21 protein-coding genes and 1 tRNA gene are annotated in these 19,938 nt (G+C 68.1%); 17 read left to right on the forward strand and 5 right to left on the reverse strand.

Features of this window, described 5'->3' with window-relative positions:
- From LDO26_RS14415 to LDO26_RS14430, 4 genes are all read right to left on the reverse strand, one after another.
- On the reverse strand, positions 1 to 1,251 hold the full coding sequence (locus LDO26_RS14415) for a hypothetical protein (protein ID WP_232131792.1): 1,251 nt from the start codon (positions 1,249 to 1,251) through the stop codon (positions 1 to 3).
- Positions 1,252 to 1,395: 144 nt separating this feature from the next.
- Positions 1,396 to 2,073 (reverse strand): HNH endonuclease, encoded by a 678-nt coding sequence (locus LDO26_RS14420; protein ID WP_232131793.1) that lies wholly within the window; start codon positions 2,071 to 2,073, stop codon positions 1,396 to 1,398.
- 187 nt (positions 2,074 to 2,260) lie between these two features.
- Positions 2,261 to 4,051: an acyl-CoA dehydrogenase C-terminal domain-containing protein gene (locus LDO26_RS14425; protein ID WP_232131794.1), complete on the reverse strand. Its 1,791-nt coding sequence runs from the start codon at positions 4,049 to 4,051 to the stop codon at positions 2,261 to 2,263.
- A 100-nt stretch (positions 4,052 to 4,151) separates the two neighbouring features.
- Positions 4,152 to 4,625: an LEA/WHy family protein gene (locus LDO26_RS14430; RefSeq protein WP_232131795.1), complete on the reverse strand. Its 474-nt coding sequence runs from the start codon at positions 4,623 to 4,625 to the stop codon at positions 4,152 to 4,154.
- Positions 4,626 to 4,768: 143 nt separating this feature from the next.
- On the opposite strand from LDO26_RS14430, the gene LDO26_RS14435 reads away from it, so the two are divergent.
- The 17 genes from LDO26_RS14435 to LDO26_RS14515 all read left to right on the forward strand — a co-directional run bounded on the left by LDO26_RS14435 (position 4,769) and on the right by LDO26_RS14515 (position 19,647).
- A tRNA-Phe gene (locus LDO26_RS14435) sits at positions 4,769 to 4,844 on the forward strand.
- Between the two features lie 165 nt (positions 4,845 to 5,009).
- Positions 5,010 to 6,239: a tyrosine-type recombinase/integrase gene (locus LDO26_RS14440; RefSeq protein WP_232131796.1), complete on the forward strand. Its 1,230-nt coding sequence runs from the start codon at positions 5,010 to 5,012 to the stop codon at positions 6,237 to 6,239.
- Positions 6,240 to 6,267: 28 nt separating this feature from the next.
- Positions 6,268 to 6,501 (forward strand): excisionase, encoded by a 234-nt coding sequence (locus tag LDO26_RS14445; RefSeq protein ID WP_232131797.1) that lies wholly within the window; start codon positions 6,268 to 6,270, stop codon positions 6,499 to 6,501.
- Positions 6,502 to 6,777: 276 nt separating this feature from the next.
- Complete coding sequence (locus LDO26_RS14450; RefSeq protein WP_232131798.1) at positions 6,778 to 7,086, forward strand: hypothetical protein; 309 nt, start codon at positions 6,778 to 6,780, stop codon at positions 7,084 to 7,086.
- Positions 7,083 to 7,391: a hypothetical protein gene (locus LDO26_RS14455; protein WP_232131799.1), complete on the forward strand. Its 309-nt coding sequence runs from the start codon at positions 7,083 to 7,085 to the stop codon at positions 7,389 to 7,391. Before LDO26_RS14450 ends, LDO26_RS14455 begins: the two co-directional genes overlap by 4 nt.
- Positions 7,388 to 7,609, forward strand: a complete 222-nt coding sequence (locus LDO26_RS14460) for a hypothetical protein (RefSeq protein ID WP_232131800.1) — start codon at positions 7,388 to 7,390, stop codon at positions 7,607 to 7,609. Before LDO26_RS14455 ends, LDO26_RS14460 begins: the two co-directional genes overlap by 4 nt.
- A 132-nt stretch (positions 7,610 to 7,741) precedes the next feature.
- Complete coding sequence (locus LDO26_RS14465) at positions 7,742 to 8,056, forward strand: type II toxin-antitoxin system RelE/ParE family toxin (RefSeq protein ID WP_232131801.1); 315 nt, start codon at positions 7,742 to 7,744, stop codon at positions 8,054 to 8,056.
- 11 nt (positions 8,057 to 8,067) lie between these two features.
- The gene (locus tag LDO26_RS14470; protein WP_232131802.1) at positions 8,068 to 8,370 is read left to right on the forward strand and encodes a helix-turn-helix domain-containing protein; all 303 of its coding nucleotides are present in this window, start codon (positions 8,068 to 8,070) and stop codon (positions 8,368 to 8,370) included.
- Between the two features lie 211 nt (positions 8,371 to 8,581).
- Entirely contained in the window at positions 8,582 to 9,139 is a 558-nt protein-coding gene (locus LDO26_RS14475) for a hypothetical protein (RefSeq protein ID WP_232131803.1), read from the forward strand.
- A gap of 110 nt (positions 9,140 to 9,249) precedes the next feature.
- The gene (locus LDO26_RS14480) at positions 9,250 to 9,465 is read left to right on the forward strand and encodes a helix-turn-helix transcriptional regulator (protein WP_232131804.1); all 216 of its coding nucleotides are present in this window, start codon (positions 9,250 to 9,252) and stop codon (positions 9,463 to 9,465) included.
- Positions 9,466 to 9,688: 223 nt separating this feature from the next.
- Positions 9,689 to 10,525, forward strand: coding sequence for a hypothetical protein (locus tag LDO26_RS14485; protein WP_232131805.1), 837 nt, complete (start codon positions 9,689 to 9,691; stop codon positions 10,523 to 10,525).
- Positions 10,522 to 11,286: a phage antirepressor KilAC domain-containing protein gene (locus LDO26_RS14490; RefSeq protein ID WP_232131806.1), complete on the forward strand. Its 765-nt coding sequence runs from the start codon at positions 10,522 to 10,524 to the stop codon at positions 11,284 to 11,286. Before LDO26_RS14485 ends, LDO26_RS14490 begins: the two co-directional genes overlap by 4 nt.
- Positions 11,267 to 12,595: a hypothetical protein gene (locus LDO26_RS14495; protein ID WP_232131807.1), complete on the forward strand. Its 1,329-nt coding sequence runs from the start codon at positions 11,267 to 11,269 to the stop codon at positions 12,593 to 12,595. The genes LDO26_RS14490 and LDO26_RS14495 overlap by 20 nt, the downstream gene beginning before the upstream one ends.
- A 467-nt stretch (positions 12,596 to 13,062) precedes the next feature.
- Entirely contained in the window at positions 13,063 to 14,196 is a 1,134-nt protein-coding gene (locus LDO26_RS14500) for a hypothetical protein (protein WP_232131808.1), read from the forward strand.
- A gap of 41 nt (positions 14,197 to 14,237) precedes the next feature.
- Positions 14,238 to 18,017, forward strand: a complete 3,780-nt coding sequence (locus LDO26_RS14505) for an LPD38 domain-containing protein (RefSeq protein WP_232131809.1) — start codon at positions 14,238 to 14,240, stop codon at positions 18,015 to 18,017.
- A 521-nt stretch (positions 18,018 to 18,538) separates the two neighbouring features.
- The gene (locus LDO26_RS14510; RefSeq protein ID WP_232131810.1) at positions 18,539 to 18,925 is read left to right on the forward strand and encodes a hypothetical protein; all 387 of its coding nucleotides are present in this window, start codon (positions 18,539 to 18,541) and stop codon (positions 18,923 to 18,925) included.
- A 272-nt stretch (positions 18,926 to 19,197) separates the two neighbouring features.
- Positions 19,198 to 19,647 carry a DUF6491 family protein gene (locus LDO26_RS14515; RefSeq protein ID WP_232131811.1) on the forward strand — a complete coding sequence of 150 codons (450 nt, stop codon included), beginning with the start codon at positions 19,198 to 19,200 and terminating at the stop codon, positions 19,645 to 19,647.
- Between the two features lie 15 nt (positions 19,648 to 19,662).
- On the opposite strand, the gene LDO26_RS14520 is transcribed toward LDO26_RS14515, so the two are convergent.
- Positions 19,663 to 19,938 (reverse strand): oxidative damage protection protein, encoded by a 276-nt coding sequence (locus LDO26_RS14520; RefSeq protein WP_232131812.1) that lies wholly within the window; start codon positions 19,936 to 19,938, stop codon positions 19,663 to 19,665.

Raw genomic sequence — 19,938 nt, forward strand, 5'->3', positions numbered from 1 at the left:
TCAGCGACGGCGCAGGCGCGAGAAGAAACCCGTGGCTTTCTGCGGTTCCTCGGGTTCCGCGGGCGTGTCCGCGACCTGCTGGGCATAGCCGGTGGCCAGGTTGGCGTTCACGAACCTGACTACTTCCTCGGCCGGCAGGCCGCAGGCCGCGGCGATTTCCGCGAGCGTGGCCGGGCCCTTCATCATCGCGGTGGCGATACGGAAGTGGCGCGGATACTCGCGTTCGGTCTGCGGCCACTTGCCCAGCACGAAGCGGCCGTCCGGATCGAAACCTTCGGCCAGGCTGCCGTCGCCGGCCAGCAGGCCGCCGAGCCATTGCAGGCGGCTCAGCGGCTGGACACCCGCGTCCGCGGTTTCCTTGGCCCAGGTGGCGTCGTCGACGGGCTCGAAGGCTTCGTGCCCGACCACGCCGTCGAAGTAGCGGCCCACGGGCTTCAGCGTCGACGGGCCGACGTATTCGCGCGCATCGGCATCGATCCACAGCGTCGGGCCGGCATCATGGCGATAGCGCAGGCGACCGCGCAACGCGCCGGGTGCCAGCCAGTCGGCGAACCTGCGTTCGCTTGCCGGCGCCGGGCCGGTGTCGGCGGCGTCCTCGTTGGCGCTGGCGTCGGAGGCGGTGTGCACCGTCTTCAGCAGCGCGGCGGTATCGGTCAGGCTGGCGGTGGCGGCGGGTACGGGCGCCGGCGCGGGTGCCGGGGTGACGACAATCGTGCCCTCGGTTTTCGCCGCGTCGTCGGCTCCGGACAGGTCCTCGACGTCCGCCGGCGCAGGTGGCGCGGGGGGCGGCGCGGCGGCTTCGGCAATGTCCACCGCGCCGGTTGCATCGGCGGCCGGGCCCGGGATGGACGCGTCCACCGCGGGGAGATCCGGCTCGATCAATGGCACCTCGGCTGGCGGTATCGCCGGCGCTGGTGCTGCGACTTCGGCATCGAGCGGAATGCCCTGGGCCTCGGCGATCTCGCGCAGCAGCGCCAGCATCGACTGCTCGTCGAACGGGCGGCCGAGGCGGTAATGGGTCTGCACCCGCGGCGCCGACGTCAGCCCGACGACGGACTTGCCCGCTGCATGCAGCCGCAGCCAGCTCATCGGTCCGTACATGCTGTCCATGTCGACGATCACGTGCCCGGACTGCGTTTCCGGCGCCAGTTCATAGCGATCGCCGATGCGGGAATTGGCGGCGGCGAAGGCCGCGCGCAGCGCGGTTTCGGTCGCGGTATCCATTCCGCTCATGCTGATCGTCAGGGACATGCGGGCGTACCGGCAGACACAATTTCCGAAGTGTAGCGAGCCCCGGCCGGAATGTGCATGACGCGGGACACGTACGCGCCTGCCGCGGTGCCCGGAGCGTGCGGGCACGCCGTCCCGGTCCGGCACCGGCGTCTCCGTGTGGGGTCAGGCGAGGGTGCGCGGGTTGCGCTTGGGCAGGTGGTTGCTGAGGAATGCCATCTGGTCGGCGAGAATGTTGCGGTTGCTCAGGATCAGGTGCTCGACCCAACTGGGCCGGAACGGCACCGCCAGCAATGGCATCGACGCCTGCTGCGGCGTGCGTCCGCCCTTGCGTGAATTGCACTGGAAACAGGCCGCAACCACGTTCTCCCAGATGTCCAGGCCGCCCTTCGACAAGGGCTCGACATGGTCGCGCGTCAGCAGCTGGCGGCTGAAGCCGCGTCCGCAATACAGGCACAGATGGCGGTCGCGGGCGAACAGCGCGGCATTGGTCAGCGCCGGCGTCGGGTCGCAGGCACTGGGCCGCACGTGGCTGCGGCCGGCGATGATCGGGTGCAGGTGCATGCGGCTGCGGGCGCCGCTCTCGCGGCAGGTGCCGCCGCGCAGTTCGATGCAGGGCTCGCCGAGCGTCCACGCCACCGCGCCGCGCGCGTACAGGCAGGCGGCGTCCTGCCAGCTGATCCAGTTCAACGCGCGGCCGTGCGCATCCAGTGCGAGCAGACGCACGCCGTCGCGGCGCAGGTCGCGCGCGCTGGACGGGAAAACATCGGGGGAGACTTCGGATGCCGGCGCGTTTGCGGCGCCGGTGGGGATCAGGCGTGTGATCGCGCTGTCTGCCTCCATTGCGACCGAGCATATACCCAATCGATGACAGTTTGGATGGGTCGCCGGCAATCGCGCAGCCGCGCAGGCGCGGTCCCCGGTCGCGATATGCCGCGCCGGGGCGGTTGAGGTGGAACGGTATCGCGCCCGGTTCTGCGGCCCGGCCGGAACCCCGCGGCCTGCCGCGGGGTGGTGCGGCCGCGGCGCCTCAGCTGTCCAGCGCCTCGTCGGCGATCGACAGCAGCGGTGCCGGACCGCTCTCGATGGCCGCGGCGTGGGTCAGCGTGCGTGGCAGGATGCGGGTGAAGTAGAAGCGCGCGGTCTCGCGCTTGCCGGCCTTGAACAGCTCCGGCCGCTCCGACGCGTCGGCGACCGCGACGCTGCGCGCCCACCAGTAGGCCAGCGCCACGTAGCCGGAGTAGAACAGGTAGTCGTATGCCGCCGCGCCGATTTCCTCCGGGTCGACCGCGGCGCGCCCGGCGATGGTGCGGGTCAATTGCTGCCACTGGTCGGCCTTCTCGCGCAGCGGGCCGATGAACTCGGCCAGGTCGGCATTGTCCGCATGTTGCGCGCAGAACTGCTCGATCATGCCCAGGAACACGCGCAGGCCCGCGCCCTGCAGTTGCAGGGTCTTGCGCCCCATCAGGTCCAGCGCCTGGATGCCGGTGGTGCCTTCGTACAGCGTGGTGATGCGCGCATCGCGCGCCAGCTGCTCCATGCCGTGTTCGGCGATGTAGCCGTGGCCGCCGAAGCACTGCAGCGCGTGATAGGTGCACTCGTTGCCCCATTCGGTCAGGCAGCCCTTGACGATCGGGGTCAGAAAACCCAGCAGATCGTCGGCCTGCTTGCGCGCGGCCGCGTCGCCGGCCAGTTCCGCGCTGTCGACCAGCGAGCCGGCGTGGTAGGCCAGCAGGCGGCCGCCCTCGGTCAGCGCCTTGCAGGTCAGCAGCATGCGGCGCACGTCGGGCTGCACGATGATCGGGTCGGCCGGCTTGCCCGGATACTTCGGTCCGGACAGCGCGCGCGACTGCAGGCGCTCGCGGGCATAGCGCAGCGCGTTCTCGTAGGCACGCGTGGCGAGGCCCAGGCCCTGCACGCCGACGCCGAGGCGTGCGGTGTTCATCATGGTGAACATCGCCATCAGGCCCTTGTGCGGCTGGCCGATCAGGTAGCCCTGCGCACCGTCGAAGTTCATCACGCAGGTGGCCGAGCCGTGGATGCCCATCTTGTGCTCGACCGCGCCGCAGCGCAGCGCGTTGCGCGCGCCGACGTTGCCGTCGCGGTCGACCTTGACCTTGGGCACGATGAACAGCGAGATGCCCTTGCTGCCGGCCGGTGCATCCGGCAGCCGCGCCAGCACCAGGTGGATGATGTTGTCGGTCAGGTCGTGCTCGCCGGCGGTGATGAAGATCTTGGTGCCGGTGATCGCGTAGGTGCCGTCCTCCGCCGGTTCGGCGCGGGTCTTGAGCAGGCCCAGGTCGGTACCGCAGTGCGGTTCGGTCAGGCACATCGTGCCGGTCCAGCGGCCGGCGATCAGCGGCTTGAGGAACACTTCCTTCTGCCAGTCCTCGCCGTGGTGGCGTAGCGCGTTGACCGCGCCGTGCGACAGCAGCGGGAAGTTGCTCCAGGCCAGGTTGGCGGCGTCGATCATCTCCTCCAGGCAGATGCCGATCGCGTGCGGCATGTTCATGCCGCCGAACTCGGCCGGCGCGCTCATGCCGCTCCAGCCGCCCTCGGCGAACTGGCGGTAGGCGGACTTGAAGCCGTCGGGCGTGGTGACGTCGCCGGTGGCCTTGTCGAAATGCACGCCTTCCTCGTCGCCGACGCGGTTCAGCGGCGCGAGCACCGTCTCGCACAGGCGCGCGCATTCGTCGAGCACGGCATCGACGGTCTCGCGGTTGGCGTCCTCGAAGCCGAGGTCGGCGAACAGGCGGTCGAACTGCAGCACGTCGTGCAGGGCGAAGCGGATGTCGGTCAGCGGGGCGTGATAGGTGCTCATGGCGTTGGCTGGGATCTCGGGGTTGGGCCGCGCGTGGCGGTGGATCGGCGCGCCAGTGCCGGCATGTCGCCGTGGCGCGGCCGGTGAGCGGGGACGGCGTTCAGCGCATGACGCCGGGCAGGCCGGGGACGGGGTTGAGGGAGCTTTCGCGGCGGACGGTGTAGTCGCGCGCATTGCCGCGGTCGCTGGGCGCCGCGCGGATCGTGCCGTCGATGCGGTAGCCGATCGCGCGGTTGCCGGCCAGGGTGTCGGCGATGCGCAGGCGCGCCTGGGCCTCGGGCGCCAGCGCGATGCTGACGATGTCGGCCGATTCCGGACCGATCGTCAGGTCGACGGCCTGCGACAGCGTGCCGGCGGCATCGCCGCCGACCGCGAAGTTCAGTTGTACGGATTCGAAGCGCATCGGGATGCTGCTGTAGTTCTGCAGCCGCAGGTCGACCGACCAGCTGCCGTCCGCGCCGACGGTCAGCTGCTGGACACTGGCGGCCGGCTCCGAAACGCGCCGCGGCGTGGTCGCGCATGCCGCGAGCAGGAAGGCCAGACCCAGGGTCGTCAACAGCTTCCAGGATTTCATCGCGCACCTCTGTCGGACAGGGAATGCGGATGTTACCGCGAGCGCCGGGCCTTCGGCCCCGTCCCGGCGGCGGCACGCCGCCGCCCGGGGCGCTAAGGTGTTGCCGTCGTCCCTGCCGCCCCGTATCATGCGCGTCCCGCAGTGGCCGGGTAGCTCAGTTGGTAGAGCAGGGGATTGAAAATCCCCGTGTCGGGGGTTCGATTCCCTCCCCGGCCACCATGACGGGATTTCAGGTGGTTTCACAAAGCATCACCAGAACGGCAGAACCCGCGGAATCCCGCGGGTTTTTCGTTTCTGGAGCTTTCACGAGGCATCCTTGAGTTTCGGCGGTCGTGGGGGCAGGATAGGGGGCAACACCCGGTTCCGCCCGGCAGGTGCCCCCAGATGCCCCTGAGCGATATCGCGATTCGCAAGGCCAAGCCGACCGGCAAAGTCCAGCGCATGTTCGACGGCGGCGGCCTGTACCTCGAGGTCTCCCCGGCAGGGGGCAAGTGGTGGCGGTACAAGTACCGCATCCTCGGCAAGGAGAAGCGGCTTTCGTTCGGCACGTATCCGGATGTGAGCCTCGCGTCCGCGCGCGACCAGCACGCCGACGCGAGGAAGCAGGTCGCCGCGGGCATCGATCCCAGCGCGCACAGGAAGGCGGTGAAGGCAGCTGGCAAGGAGCGCGCCGCCAACAGCTTCGAGACGATCGCCCGGGAGTGGTTCGCCAAGAAGTCCCCGAAGCTGGTCGAGGACTACAGTGCCAAGGTGCTGGCCCGGCTGGAGGGCGACGTGTTCCCGATGCTGGGCCGGCTGCCGATCGCGGGAATCACCTCGCCTGACGTGCTGAAGGCGATGCGGCGCATCGAGGACCGAGGCGCCTTCGAGACCGCGCACCGCACCCTGCAGACCTGCGGCCAGGTGTTCCGCTACGCCATCGCCTCGGGCCGCGCTGCTGCTGATCCGACGATCGCGCTGCGCGGCGCCCTGACGCCGGCGACCGGCACTCACCACGCGGCGATTACAGCCCCTGAACCGTTCGGGGGCTTGCTGCGCGCGCTGGATGGCTACGACGGCAGCGCGATCACCAAATACGCCCTCCAGCTTGCGCCGCTGGTGTTCGTGCGCCCGGGTGAACTGCGGCACGCCGAATGGTCAGAGTTCGACCTTGAGGCCCGTGTGTGGTGCATCCCCGCCGCCAAGATGAAGATGCGGGACGACCACATCGTGCCCCTGTCCCGTCAGGCGCTCGCGATCCTCGAGGAACTGCATGAGGTGACAGGCGGCGGGCTCTACATCTTCCCATCCGCGCGCACCTCGCGCCGTCCTATGAGCAACAACACCCTGAACGCTGCCCTGCGCCGGTTGGGCTACGACAAGGAAGCACACACCGCTCACGGGTTCCGGGCATCGGCTCGGACCCTGCTCGACGAGGTGCTGCACTACCGGCCGGATTACATCGAGCATCAGCTTGCGCACACCGTTCGGGATCCGAACGGGCGTGCCTACAATCGCACCGCGCACCTGCCAGAGCGGCACAAGATGATGCAGGCCTGGGCCGACTACCTCGATCTGTTGCGGCAGGGGCGCGATGGCGCCGTGGTGCCTATCAGGAAGCGCAAGGCAGGCTGAAGCAGCAAGGGGCGGGATGGTCCACCTGATGAGTGTCCGCTTCGTCACGCTGAAGCGCTTCCACGAATTGACCGGATATTCGGAGGAGGCATCGCGCAGCAAGATCAAGCGCGGCGACTGGCTGCAGGACCGCGAGTTCGTGAAAGCGCCCGACGGACGAGTGCTGATGGATCTTGAGGCCTACGAGCAGTGGGTGCTGGGCGAGGCGGGAGAAGTCGTGTTGCACCCGTGTGCGCGCTCTCGCATTGGCCCGAGGCGCTGAGCCACGTCACCCCAGCAGTTGACACAGCCGCGTGCGCGGCGAGAACATGGCCCCGCTGCAGTGAATCCTGCAGCCGGGCTTGGCGGTCCGAAGCAAGCGGCGAAAGCCGCGTCGAGTGTTCTCCGCGGCTTTTTCGTGTCCGGAAGCCCAGTTCTATGGGCGGCGGACGGGAGAGCCGCAAGGCTCGCCGGCGCTTGCCCGGTCCGCCAATCCCGTCCGTTCGCCCACCCGCATCGATGGCGTGGGCGGTTTGATCACCGAACTGGGGTGCACACCATGGCACGTAGAAGCGCGGAAAAAGCAGATAGCCGGCCGTCGGCCGACGAGATGAGCACGGCAGTGTTCGGGCACGCGACCGAAGATGTTCTCGGTGTCGGCAGCGAGGCGGCCAAGACCTTGCACCACATGGACCACCTGTTCAGGGCGATCGGGCAGGAATGCGAGCACCGTGACCGCTGGTCCCATGAACGGGTGAAAGCGCTGGCCGAGATCGGCCAGTGGTACGCCGAGCGGATGGGGGATCACACTGCCTGCGAGATCGACGAAATGCGGGCTCATGCCGTTCGGGCTGGGGGTGCAGCATGATCGACGATCTGGACCTGGCAACGACCACCGCGACCGACACTGCCACCGCTCCTCGAATTCCGGTGCAGATGGAAGAGGCGATCCAGCGCGTATGCCAAGCGCAGTCGGCATTGAAGATCGTCGGGGAATACGTGGAGAGCGGTGAGTTCGACGTCGACGAGTTCGTAGTCGGGCAGGCGTTGCTCGGGCTGTCCTCGGTGCTGGAGCAGTGCTACTGCACGCTGATGGACAATGACGAATGGGCCGCCGCAGGCCTGTCCTTCAGCTTCGCGCCGGCGGACACACCGGGAGCGCCAAGGGTATGAATGACGGCCTGGCAGCCCCGGTGCTAACCGGAATGGAGCGGTATCTGGTCGACGTCTACCGGGCGCTCGACGAGCGGGACAGGCGAGAGCTCGAGGTCGCCATGCTCCGCCTGAGGAATGGTGCTGCCATTGATGAGGCGGCGCTGCAGCGGATTTTCGGCGATGCGCGATCGAGGGGCGTGCGGCGCGAGGACTATCGCGCCATCGGCAACCACTGACAACAAGCGGCCCGGCGCGCCCGGGCGCGCGTGTGGCGGCCTCGGAGGCGGGCGGCGCGATCCGCCGCCGCGTCACCGGCGGCTTCCCGGGGAGGGTATTGCGTGATATCCAAGAATTTATATAATCCTCGCATGAAGGAGCTGTACTGGCTGGGTGCATCGCTGGACGACTTGCGCCAGTTCCCTGTCGACGCGAGAGCGGAGGCCGGTACGGATCTGCGGCTGGTACAGCGGGGCGTTGATCCGCGCGACTGGAAGCCGATGCCGGATGTCGGCAAGGGCGTGCGGGAAATCCGCATCCGCACGAAGGACGGTGCGTTCAGGGTGTTCTACGTGGTGGAGAGCGCGACGGCCGTGTATGTGCTGCACGCCTTCCAGAAGAAGACCCAGCGCACCAGCAAGCAGGACCTGGACAAGGGCAAGGCCCGTTACAAGCTGATTCCATGAGGGAGAACGCCATGCGCAAGACTGTTCGGGACGAGAGCCGGATCACGGCATCCAGCGGCAACGTGTTCACCGATCTCGGCTTCAACGATGCCGAGGCGCAGGTGCTGGCTCTGCGCGCCGACCTGATGGCCCAGGTGGAGCAGACCATCAAGGCACGGCGGCTGACGCAGGTGAGCGCGGCGAAGGTGCTGGGCGTCAGCCAGAGCCGGGTTTCCGACCTGACGCGTGGGAAGGTCGAGAAGTTCAGCCTCGACATGCTGGTGACGTTCGCGGCGAAGCTGGGCAAGCCGGCGAAGATCGAGCTGGCAGCCTGATCGAACGCCGCGCCTAGGCCGACGGGCCGAACGCGCCGCAACCCTGCGGCGCTGGTGCGGCACTTCTACAGGGGCGCGAGAGTGCGCGATGGCATGAGACACGCCTGAGGGGGCAGCCTGGTCCAATGAACTGGTCGGCAGACTGCGCCAGCGGGGAATTGCGTCAGCGGAAATCAGCTACGCCGACTTTCAGGAGCTGACGACGTTCGGTGTGGCGCATATCGATTCCGGAAGTTACGCCCGGCAGATTGAGAAGGGCCGTGTGGTCGAGATCCACGCCGGCCACAGCTGGTGTGAGCTTGGTTTCGAGGATGCGGAAGATGCTGTTCAGGCCCGATTTCTGGAAGATGCGGTGTTGGCCTTCCCCACCACCGCGTCAGCGATGGTGGAATGGCTGGGACGGCAAGAGGGCGATGTGCAACTGGCGATGCCAGGCGGCGATTCGTTGCCCACCTACCTCGACGAGTGGATCGAAGCAGCCGAGCACCAGCTAGCCGGTCGCGTATCTGAGCATCCGAATGCTGCTGATCGAAAATCTTCGGAGCGCAAGAAGTTGACCCGAGCGGAGATCGCACGGGAGGGCGGGAAAAACGGAAACGCGGCCAACAGGAAAGTTCGGGGCAAAATCGTCGAGGACTATCGGACCGGTTCTATCGAGAGCAAGAATGCCGCCGCCGCGGCTCTCGCTGAGAAGTATCACAGGACACCAGGATCGGTCCGAAACCTCCTGAAGGGAGTGAACTACGAAGGCAACGGAGGGGGTGGATAGCGCCGAAAAGCAGAAGCGCTGTCCATGCGTTATCCATGCGCTGTGCATTCCGTTTGAGTAGCTGACCCGCAAGAGTCCCTCCACTGCCCTTGGCGGCAACCGGAGGTGACATGAAATCAGCTGAAACAATCCAAGTCGAAGAACCGCGTTACCTGCGGCCACGGCAAGCGGCCCTTCGCTACTCCGTGTCGACGGTGACGCTGTGGCGTCTGATCAAGGCAGGCGTCCTGCCGCAACCGAGGAGGCTCGGCGAGCGCTGCACCCTGCTGGACCGTGAGGCGACAGACGCGGCGTTCGAGAAGCATCTCGCGGGCGGTGCATCGTGAGCGCGGCGACGGTTCGCGCCGGCGCGCCGCCCGGCCAACATGGCGACGGCCCGACCTGGCAGGGTCGAGCCGTCGGTGCAGAGCTTGGGCGCGCGCTGCAGGGGTGGACGGACGATAGCACGGCACGCGCCGCATGGCTGCGCGTGCGCGCCTATGCGGCTCGTCGCCTATACCGTCGGCGTCGACCGAGCCGCAGTGCGGGCCGGTTGCTGGAGCGGCCGGCATGAGCGCGTATTCGTTCACCAAACTGTTCTCCAGCATCACGAAAAGCACCGTCTGGTGCGAGCCCCACACCACCGTGCGCGTCTGGATCGCGATGCTGGCCGACTGTGATCCGGACGGGTGCGTGCACGCCAGTGTTCCCGGTCTCGCGAACCTTGCCCGCGTGACCGTCGCCGAATGCGAGGCGGCCCTCGCCACGTTCCTGGGGCCGGATCCGTACAGCCGCACGCCGGACCACGAGGGCCGGCGTATCGAGGTCATCCCGGGCGGCTGGCGCCTGCTCAACCACAAACTGTATCGGGATCGTCGGGACGAGGGCGCACGACGAGTCCAGAACCGCGAGGCGGCGCAGCGCTATCGTGACCGCGGGCGTCAGCAACCGTCAGCGGAAATGCTGACGCCGGATGATGAAGGGGGATCGTCAGCCCATAGCAGATGTCAGATACCAGATACAGATAAGAAGCAGAAGCAAGAGCATAGGCGCGCGCGGGGCTCGCGCCTGCCTCAAGAATGGCAACCGGGCGATGCTGATTTCGAGTGGGCATTGAACGAGCGTCCCGACCTGGACATCCGGAAGGAAGGTGAACGCTTCCGGGACTACTGGATCGCGAAGGCCGGCAAGGATGGCATCAAGGCCGACTGGCCAGCTACTTGGCGCAACTGGATCCGTAACGCGAATATCCAGGTAGGCCATGGCAGGAAATGCCGCTCCGAGTCGCGATCTGCGCGAATCGAGCGCGAGAACGGTGAGCTCGACAGACGGGAAGCACAGTCCCATGCCCAGCGATTTCTGGCGCCAGCCGGCGTTACGGCATACTTGGAAGGCGGCTCCGCATGAGCGCGCTGGTGATTGCGAACGCGACCATCCGCCGGGACGATGACGGCCGCTTCTGCCTGAATGACCTGCACAAGGCGGCGGGCGGGGAAGCGAGGCACAGGCCCGGCTACTGGCTTGCCCTCGACCAGACGCAGGCGCTGGCGATCGAGATCGAAAAAGCCGGGATTCCGGCTATTCGGAAGCGGCAACGTATCGGCACTTTCGTGGTGCGTGAACTGGTCTACGCCTACGCCATGTGGATCAGCGCGGTGTTTCACCTGCAGGTAATCCGCAGCTTCGATGCGCTGGTATCCGGGACAGCGGCGACCGATGCTGCGCTCGCGCTGCGCGATCCCGGAATCCTGCGGCAGCTGCTCGCCCACCAGGTCGATGAACGACTGCGCCTCGAAAGGGAGGCGGCCCAGCGCGCGCCCCGCGCTGCTGCGTTCGACCGGCTGGCCGAGCAGCGTGGCGCGGTCTGCGTCACACAGGCGGCCAAGCTGCTGGAACTGTCGCCGCGCCGGCTCTTCGCCTTTCTGAGCGAGCGGCAGTGGCTGTTCCGGTCCTGCGACTTCGGCGCCTGGCAGGCCTTCCAGCGCCGGATAGATGAGGGCTACCTCGTCCACAAGATGGTGCCGGTGACGCATGGCAATGGCAGGGAGCGGCTGCATCCCCAGGCCCTGGTGACGCCGGCCGGTCTCGCGCGTATCGCCCTCCTGCTCGAGGCCGATCACGTTTCCAACCACAACCATGGAGCACATGATGATCGACCTTCCCGATAGCAGTACCTTGCCGGCCGCCGGCAGCGACAAGACTCCGCAGCTGAAGTATCCCGGCGTGCACATGGGCACAAATGCCTCGGGGGGGCGGGTCTACAGTGATTCCGCCTCGGGCCTGCAGGATGCGATCTCCCGTTCCGATCGAATCGGGGCTGGTGGTGGCGCGGGCCCGGCGCCGCGCCTGTCCATGGGCGGGAGCGGCTTCGGTACGGGAATTGCCCAAGCTGGCGGCCGCGCACCCCTGGTGGCCGAACGCCCCCGGCCCCACGCCGCACCGTCGCGGCTGCGTTCCTGGAACGAGATGTCAGGCCAGGAGGGCACCGGCGTCGGGCCATCGGGAGGCACTCCCACTGCCGCGATGGTGTCCAGGCCCTACCAGTTCGCCGGTGAGAGCGGCTCCGATCCGTCGACGGCGAGAACGCCGGACGTCCGCCAGAACGGAGCCGCATCCGCTGCCGTTCCGGGTGCAAGCGTTGCGGAGGGAGGGCCGGTTGTCCGGCGGCCCATGCTGCAACGACCTGTTGCGGGGACGCCGAGCACTGCTCCCGAAGCGGCAGCCGGCGCGCAGCGCGCGCTGGGCGAGCATCGCCGCGCGACGCTGCAGGCACGAGGTGATGCTGCGTCGATCCTCAATCCAATGGGCAACGCCGGCGAACTGATGCGCCGATTCAACAGCAGCCAGCGCGGCTACCTGAACAAGGGGAGTCCGCAGGCACGGCGAATGGCGGGCGAGGCGATTCTTGGGCAGCTCGGCAGCATGAATGCCGCGTCGGCTGTTGGTCAGCAGGCCGAAAGCGCCTCGATCCAGGCTGGGCAAAGTGGCGAAGCTGCCGCGAATGAGGCAGGCGCGCGTCGCCAGATGGAAGCCGACGCATTCAATGCCGATGACAGCTACCGGCAGCGCGCGCTGGCTACAGGCGCCGAGACGCGTCGCGCGGAGCTCACGCGTCCCACGCTCCAGACCGACGCCGACGGCAACCTGCTGCAGGTCTCGGGTACCAGTGCGGCGCCAGTGACGGGCGCGAATGGCTCCCCGGTTCGCATGCCGCAGCGGAGCACCGCCTCGCGCGACTACCAGAGCGAAGCCGACGACAGGATGCTCGCAGATCTTCTCGGCCTGCAGAAGGATCAGTTCGGGGAGTACCCCGAGGGGGCGCTCGACGTGGCCCGAAACCAACTCGCCGACCTGCGCGGAAACCGGCGAGGCAGCGGGCAGGGCTCGACCGACGTGCCCGAGGTCGGTGGCGCGCTCGACGGCCACCGCTTTCTCGGCGGTGATCCGAGCGATCCGGCCAGTTGGGAGGCCGAATGAACGAGCAGCGGCCTTGGGAGCGATTCGAGCCAGCTGCGGCGGCAGATGCGCCTGAGCCTGGGCCGGCAGGTGTCGAGGCGAGAGGCAAGGCGCGCACCGGCGCCGGGCCGGGACCATGGCAGCGTTTCGCGGAGGCGCCAGCACAGCTGGAAACAGCGGCCACGCCCCAGCCGACGAGTCCCGGACCACAGGCCCGGGCGCCAGCGCAGGAGGGCTCGGTGGCGGGGCCGTGGACCCGATTCCAGCGCCAGGCTGCTGTACCGAGAGACGCCAATATCGGTGATGCAACCTCTCCGGTCGGCGGCGCAGGACGGGTGAATGCGCACTCGGCTTCGGCATCGGGCGGTGACGCATCCCCGGGTGGCCCCTGGCGCCGTTTCCAGAGATCCACCGCAGTGCCCGCGGGGTCCCGGGACGTTGGCCCAGCGGATTCGACGGGTGGGCGGGCTCAGAAGGAAGGCGGCGGATTGCTGGAAACGATCCGCGAGCGTGGGCGGATGCTGGGCGAGAACTTGAGCGATGCCGGGGCATCGATGGCGGCGGGGGCGCGCAGCGCGCTGGCAGCGGTGAACGAGTGGGCGGCGGAGCGTGAACGCGACATGGCGAGCGAGGCCGGTAGCGGGTCGACGATGGCGGCGGTCCGGTACGCAGAAGGGGATCGTGCGCATGCGGCGCAGCGGCGAGCGGCAGCGGATGACCAGGCGCAGGCGGTGGTCGACCGGTATGAGGATGGCTCTCCGGGTTACCACGCGATGGGAATCGCCCGCTCGGCCCCGATGATGGCGGCGGCCGTAGCGACCCGTAGCCCCAGCCTGGGCGCCCTGGCGATCGGTGCCGGTACCGCAGCGGAGCAGCGCAGCCAGGCGCTGGCCGATGGCGCAACCCCGGACCAAGCCACGGCCAGCGGGCTCGCGCACGGCACACTGGAGGGCACGATGGACGCGGTGACGTTGGGCATCGCGCGCTGGGGCTTCGCGCCTGTCAAGGCCATTCTGGCCAAGCGGTTCGGGGAATCCGTGGCGACCAGGATGCTTCAGCAGGCGTCCGCGACGGCGCCACGGCGGCTCGCGCTTGCAGCAGCGGAAGGCGCGGCGAGCGAGGTCCCGACGACGCTCGGACAGATGGCATCCGACGAGTTGATACTCGGCACTGACTACACCGGCGAGGATTACGCCCGAGGCATCCGTGACAGCGTGGTGCAGGGGGCGGCGATGTCTGGCGGGGTCTATGCGGTGACCGCGCCGCTGCGCCGATCGGGCAGCCCCCGTGCAGACGGACCTGCTGCGGCCACTCGTCCGGAAGGTGGAGGTGGCCCCGGTATCGACCAGTCCGTGCAGGATGCCGGTGCCGGCACCGGCGTTCCGGGAATGCCCGGAACGGGAGACGCTGCGGGCGCGCCACCCGTGGCACGGGGGGCAAGGCCTGCATCTGGTGTACCCGTCAGCGAGCTGTCACCGGACGTAGCCACGCAAGCCGACGCGATGCGTGCGCAGGCTGCTGAGCTTGCCACCAGCGGTACGCTTGGGCGAGCGGCGGGCGACGTGCTGAATATCCGTGCAGGCGAGCTTGAGGCGCAGCATGCGCATATAAGGGGCGTTTAAGGGGCGTTGGAGGCGCGCCGGCCGCGGCTGGGCCGGCCAGCATGGCGATGGACACGCGGTCGAATGTGCCGACCGGCGTTCCTGCAGAAGCTGTGCCTCCCCGCCGCGACGCGGGTGCCGCAGCCGAGATCATCGACCGGCACATCGCTTCGCTGACGGACGCATCGGCCGACGGTCGTTTGGATGCGGATCGATGGAAGGCGCTGGAGAACGACCGGGCGAGTATCGACAAGACCATTCGGGAGCACTGGCGCCGCAGGGAGCGGAATGTTCTGCCGGCAGACCCTGCCGCTGAGCGCCCGCTGCAGGCGGAAATCCCTCGGCTAGAAGCGCGGCGCGCAGAGATCGCCACCGAACTGGAGCGCCATCGCTTGGCGGTCGGTCGTGCCGGCCAGCTCAAGCGGCTGCGCGAACGGTTGGGGAAGATCGATCGCGATGCGGATCTGGTGGATCTGTCGTATCGGCTGGCACCGGACGCCGGCAGCGCCGCGACGCGTCGGATGGACGTGCCCGTCGCCGATCCGGACGTCGCGCCGGCGGCGATATCTCCGCCCCGCGCACCGGCTGGCGCCGCAGGCGGCGCTGGCGAGGCATCGCAGTTGCCTGGCATCGGTCTGCCGCTCGATCAGGCACAGCGGCTCACGGAACGGTTCACCCGGACCTGGGGGCCGAACGCGCCGCGCGTCGTGCTGGTGCGCAGCGCTGGGGAGCTTCGGGATGCGGCCGGGATGCCGCCGGACACGGCGGTCGGCGACCGTGCGGAAGGCTCGTGGCAGGGCCGGCCGGCGGTGTTCCTCAACATCAGCGCGATCGAGTCGCCGCAGCGGTTCCGGCAGGTACTGGCCCACGAGGCGCTCGGGCACTACGGCGTCGAGCAGGTGGTCGGCACGAAGGAATGGGGCGCGATCGCCGCAGCGGTCGGGCGACATGTCCGCGAGGGCACCGGTACGCGCGACGTGCGCGCCGCCATCGACCAGGTGCGCCGCAGCCAGCCCACCGTCCTGGACGATCCCAAGGCTGCGGCCCGCGAGGTGCTGGCGGTAATGGCCGAGCGCGGGAGCAAGGGCAATCGCCTCATCGGCCGGGTGATTGCGGGCGCGCGCGGTCTGCTGCGCCGCCGGCTGCCGGACATGGCGTTTTCCGATGCCGAGCTCCGCGACCTGCTGCGGCAGGCCGATGGTGTCCTGCACCGTGGAGAGCCGCAGCGATCGCCCGCCGCACCGGTCGGCGAGGGTCAACCCGAGCGCGCGCCGGGCTATTTCTCCCAGGCGCCGGATCCGTCAGCAGCGCCACCGGTCGACGTATCGCAGGTGGCGGCGGACTTCGCGCATCTCGACGATGGCCAGAGGGCGGCGCTCGGCAAGATCGACACGCACCGCCAGCGCGAGGGACTGCCCGACAAGCTGCGCCGGCTCACCGCGAACTGGCAGGCGAAGGCGGTGCAGGGGGCATTCGACCAGCTCGCACCACTCAAGGCGCTGGACGAAACCGCGTACATGCAGGCCCGGCTCTCGAAGGGCACAGACGGCGCCATGGAGGCGGTCTTCCGCTTCGGGCCGCCGCGCCTGACCGATGGGGCGCTGGACGTGCGGCGGGACGGCAAGGGCCTGCAGGGCGTGCTGCAGGATCTTGGTGGCGAGCAGGATCTGTTCCTGGCGTGGATGGCCGGAAAACGCGCGGAGCGGCTGGCCGGCGAGGGTCGGGAACATCTCTTCACCGGCCAGGAAATCGAGTCGCTGAAGCGGCTGCAGTTCGGGAAGATGGCGGACGGTCGTGCCCGGCCGCAGGTCTACGCCGATGCGCACCGCGCCTTCAACCGCTATCAGAAGTCGATGCTCGACATCGCGCAGCAGGCAGGGTTGATCGACGCGGAGCACCGCGCGCAGTGGGAGCATGACTTCTACGTGCCGTTCTACCGCGTCATGGAAGGTGAGAACCGTGTCTCTCCGGGCGCGGCCGTGGGCGGGCTGGTGCGGCAACAGGCGTTCGAGCGCCTGAAGGGCGGCGCGGAACCGTTGGGCGATCTGCTCCAGAACACGCTGTCGAACTGGTCGCATCTGCTCAGCGCGAGCATGAAGAACATGGCCGCCACGCGCGCGCTGGACGCGGCTGTCGACCTCGGGGTCGCCACGCCGGCGAAGGCCGCTGGCAAGGGCACCGTCTGGGCAATGAAGGCTGGCCAGCAGGTGCACTACGCGGTGAACGATCCGCTGGTATTCGATGCGCTGACCATGCTTCATCACCCGGGATGGAACAACCCGGCCATGAAGGCGATGCAGTGGTTCAAGCGCGCGCTGACGGTCGGCGTCACCTCGGATCCCGCGTTCCGGATCCGCAACCTCATTCGCGACACGGTGTCAGTGATCGCGTCCAATCCGGTGGGCTACAACCCCGGTCGGAACCTCGTCGACGGCTGGAAGGCGACCCGACCAGGCGGTGACACCTATCTGCGACTGCTGGGCGGCGGCGGCGCGATCCGCTTCGGCTCGCTGCTGGATGGCGACCAGGCGGCGAACGCGAAGCGGCTGATCCGGTCGGGCATCGCGACTGACGGCCAGGTGCTCGATACGAAAGCGAAGACGGCGGCCGCGCTTTCGCGCGTCTGGGAATGGTGGAAGGAGGTCGGCGACCGTGCGGAGACGATCAACCGTGCAGCGGTCTACGAGCACGCGCGCGCCGCCGGCAAGTCGCACCTCGAGGCCAGCTACGCGGCCCGCGACGTGCTCGACTTCACCATGCAGGGCAAGTGGGCCGCGGTCCGCTTCCTGACCCAGACCGTTCCGTTCCTCAACGCACGCATGCAGGGTCTGCACAAGCTGGGGCGCGGCGCGAAGGACGACCCGCGACGCTTCACCGCCGTGACCGGAGCCGTGGCGATGGCGTCCGCGGCGCTGTATCTGGCGAGCCGGGACGATGAGGAGTTCCGCGCGCTGCCCGACTGGGTGCGGGATACCTACTGGTGGGTCCGGCTGCCCGGTACCGACCAGGCGATGTTCATCCCTAAGCCTTTCGAGGTCGGCGCGCTGGGCAGCGTGGTCGAGCGCGGAACCGAGCTGATGCTTGCCGGCGACGATTACACGGCTCGGGACTTCGCCGGCACGCTGAAATCGATCCTGTCCGACCAGCTCAGCATGAATCCGGTGCCACAGCTGTTCCGGCCGGCGATGGAGGCGGCATTCAACTGGAACAGCTTCCAGGAACGTCCGATCGACGGCATGGGGCAGGAGCGGCTCCCGCCGGAGGATCGGTACACCGCGCGCACCAGCGCCGGCGCGATCGCCGCGGGGAAGGCGACCGGCGTGTCGCCGCAGCGGATCGAGCACATGGTGCGGGGCTATTTCGGGTGGATCGGTACGCAAGCCCTTGCCGTGTCGGACCTGCTCGGCCGCGGCCTGCTTGATATGCCGGCCAACCCCGCGCACGACTTCTCCAGACCCGAGAACCTCGCCGTGGTTGGCGCTTTCGTCCGCCCTACCAGCGGCGCCGGCTCGAAGTACGTGAATCGCTATTACCGCGATCTGGACGCGGTGCAGCAGCTCTACGCGGCATACACCACGGCGCGACATGCCGGCGAGCTCGAGCGCGCGGCAGAGTTGCGCAGGGACGACCGTCTAGCCCTGCGCCCCCTGTATGTGGCCGCGGACAAACAGATGAAGGTGATCAACCAGCGCATCCGGCGCGTCACCGCCGACCGGACCCTGAGCTCTGCCGCGAAGGCGGAGATGATCGAGGGCCTCAACGAAACCCGAAATCGCATGGCGCAACGCACAGTGGAGCTTGCTCAGCAGCGGACAGGGGAACTGGAAAAGCGCCGCAAGTAGGTGCGGGCGATGCCCTGTCACCCCGCCTGGAACGCGGGTTGATCCACATGGTGTGGGCGTGCCAAGTCCTTGATGGTGCAGGTCACCTGCCCAGCCATGCATCTCGTGACCGATACCGGATTCCCGGTATCGCCAACGGCGACGGTTTCGGGATCGAATCCACTATGAAGCACTGCCGACTGGCAAACGCCAGTTTTGGCGTCAGCTCCGAGAAGCGTTCCTCACATTCGAGGAACGACCAGCCGGGTCGGAATGTTAGGGTTTGCTAGGGTCAAACGGTTTGCGGGTAAGTGTGTTGCCTTGGGCTTGGGGTCCAGTGATGGTGTCGGTTGTTAGGTTTCGCTTGCGCCTCAAGCGGCAGCTGGATGGGGGCAACTATGGGGGCAACTTCGGATAGATGTTTAATTTTCAGGCTATTTTCAGGCGATTTTTATGCCTGATTGGATAGCCTCCCCGCCATTGCGACAGATCGAGGCCTGCAGCGATGCAGGCTTTTTCGTATCGGTCGTCCAGTCGGACCGTTGTCGACGATTCTGTGCCGCTGCGACCTTCCGTTTCCCATGTCGGATTTTTCCTACACCCCGGCGCGCCTGCGCCTGACTGCGCGCTGTCGCCGGCCGGGCGATGCTGCGGTGATCGGCGCGGGGCCTGAAGGGCATCCCGGATGCCGGCAGGCCAGAGGGGAGAAAGGCGACATGCAACGCGCACTGATCGATGTGGAACCCGACGACACGGGCTGGTGCATCCAGATCGCCGAGCATGCGGTCGCGCGCAACATCGACAAGCTGTCGGCGATGCACCGTGCCAGCGAGATCGCGCGCAACTGCCACGAGAGCACCGGGGTGCCGACCGGCGTCCGGGTGCGCATGCTGTGCGGGGACGAGGTGCTGATCGGCCTGTTTGGTTGAGAACCGGTGCGGTCCGGGCGCCTGTGCGCAGTTCCGCTGCGTGGCCGGTATTGCAACCGGGCCGATGGTTCGCGCCGGGGCGCTCCCGGGTTCGAACTGGTACGCATCGTGGCGGCGGACTGCCCGTCGGTGGCACGTCACCGGCTGTTCATTGCCCGTTGACCGGATCCGGGCGCATGATCGCTGGCGTATCCAGAATGCGCGAAGCGCAGGAGTCGGCCATGTTCCGCCCAGATTCGAGATCGAAGCATCCTCGCCGCACGGGCCCGCTGATGGCGTCGGCCCTGCTTGCCGTCGCGCTGCTGGGCGGCTGTGCCAGTTCGGGATCGAGCGAGGACAAGTACGCGCTGTACGAGGCGAATGCCGGCGCGCCGGTCAACAGTTTCCAGTATTTCGGCAGGATCAACGGCTGGACGTCGCTGGGCGACAGCGCGGTCGCGATCTGGACCCGTCCCGGCGAGGCCTGGCTGCTGGATCTGTCGGGACCCTGCCCGGACCTGCCGTTCGCCACGATGATCGGCGTGACCAGCAACATGAACCGGGTCAGTGCGCGGTTCGACCGGGTGATCCCCGGGAACACCGGGCCCGGGGCGACGATTCCCTGCCACATCCAGCAGATCCGGCCGCTCGACGTGAAGGCGATCCGCTCGGCGGAGCGCGAGCAGCCCGCCGATGCAACGCTGGAAATGCCGGCAGGCGAAGCGCAGCAGCCGGTCGAATAGCCGGCCGGTCGAGGATCAGGCGCCGGCTTCGGGCACGTAGCCGGCCGGGCGCTCGGTGCCGCCCTCGAACAGGAACTTGCGCATCTCCGCCTCGAGGAAGGCGCGGTGCTTGGGGTCCAGCGGCGAGAGCCGGTTCTCGTTGATCAGCATGGTCTGGTGCGCCAGCCATGCGGCCCATGCGGCCTTGCCGATTTCGGCATAGATGCGCTTGCCGAGTTCGCCGGGCCAGGGCACGAAGTCGAGGCCCTCGGTGTCGCGCTGTTCGTATACGCAGAAGACGCTGCGGCTCAT

Source organism: Proluteimonas luteida (genome assembly GCF_021191695.1).
In the GTDB taxonomy this organism is placed as follows: domain Bacteria; phylum Pseudomonadota; class Gammaproteobacteria; order Xanthomonadales; family Xanthomonadaceae; genus Luteimonas; species Luteimonas luteida.

Coding starts and splice junctions, on each gene's coding strand:
- LDO26_RS14440 (WP_232131796.1), top strand. CDS start 5,010: ATGCCCCTGAGCGATATCGCGATTCGCAAGGCCAAGCCGACCGGCAAA.
- LDO26_RS14425 (WP_232131794.1), bottom strand. CDS start 4,051: ATGAGCACCTATCACGCCCCGCTGACCGACATCCGCTTCGCCCTGCAC.
- LDO26_RS14450 (WP_232131798.1), top strand. CDS start 6,778: ATGGCACGTAGAAGCGCGGAAAAAGCAGATAGCCGGCCGTCGGCCGAC.
- LDO26_RS14490 (WP_232131806.1), top strand. CDS start 10,522: ATGAGCGCGCTGGTGATTGCGAACGCGACCATCCGCCGGGACGATGAC.
- LDO26_RS14515 (WP_232131811.1), top strand. CDS start 19,198: ATGGCGTCGGCCCTGCTTGCCGTCGCGCTGCTGGGCGGCTGTGCCAGT.
- LDO26_RS14445 (WP_232131797.1), top strand. CDS start 6,268: ATGAGTGTCCGCTTCGTCACGCTGAAGCGCTTCCACGAATTGACCGGA.
- LDO26_RS14505 (WP_232131809.1), top strand. CDS start 14,238: ATGGCGATGGACACGCGGTCGAATGTGCCGACCGGCGTTCCTGCAGAA.
- LDO26_RS14455 (WP_232131799.1), top strand. CDS start 7,083: ATGATCGACGATCTGGACCTGGCAACGACCACCGCGACCGACACTGCC.
- LDO26_RS14485 (WP_232131805.1), top strand. CDS start 9,689: ATGAGCGCGTATTCGTTCACCAAACTGTTCTCCAGCATCACGAAAAGC.
- LDO26_RS14465 (WP_232131801.1), top strand. CDS start 7,742: ATGAAGGAGCTGTACTGGCTGGGTGCATCGCTGGACGACTTGCGCCAG.
- LDO26_RS14495 (WP_232131807.1), top strand. CDS start 11,267: ATGATCGACCTTCCCGATAGCAGTACCTTGCCGGCCGCCGGCAGCGAC.
- LDO26_RS14430 (WP_232131795.1), bottom strand. CDS start 4,625: ATGAAATCCTGGAAGCTGTTGACGACCCTGGGTCTGGCCTTCCTGCTC.
- LDO26_RS14415 (WP_232131792.1), bottom strand. CDS start 1,251: ATGTCCCTGACGATCAGCATGAGCGGAATGGATACCGCGACCGAAACC.
- LDO26_RS14470 (WP_232131802.1), top strand. CDS start 8,068: ATGCGCAAGACTGTTCGGGACGAGAGCCGGATCACGGCATCCAGCGGC.
- LDO26_RS14520 (WP_232131812.1), bottom strand. CDS start 19,938: ATGAGCCGCAGCGTCTTCTGCGTATACGAACAGCGCGACACCGAGGGC.
- LDO26_RS14420 (WP_232131793.1), bottom strand. CDS start 2,073: ATGGAGGCAGACAGCGCGATCACACGCCTGATCCCCACCGGCGCCGCA.
- LDO26_RS14460 (WP_232131800.1), top strand. CDS start 7,388: ATGAATGACGGCCTGGCAGCCCCGGTGCTAACCGGAATGGAGCGGTAT.
- LDO26_RS14480 (WP_232131804.1), top strand. CDS start 9,250: ATGAAATCAGCTGAAACAATCCAAGTCGAAGAACCGCGTTACCTGCGG.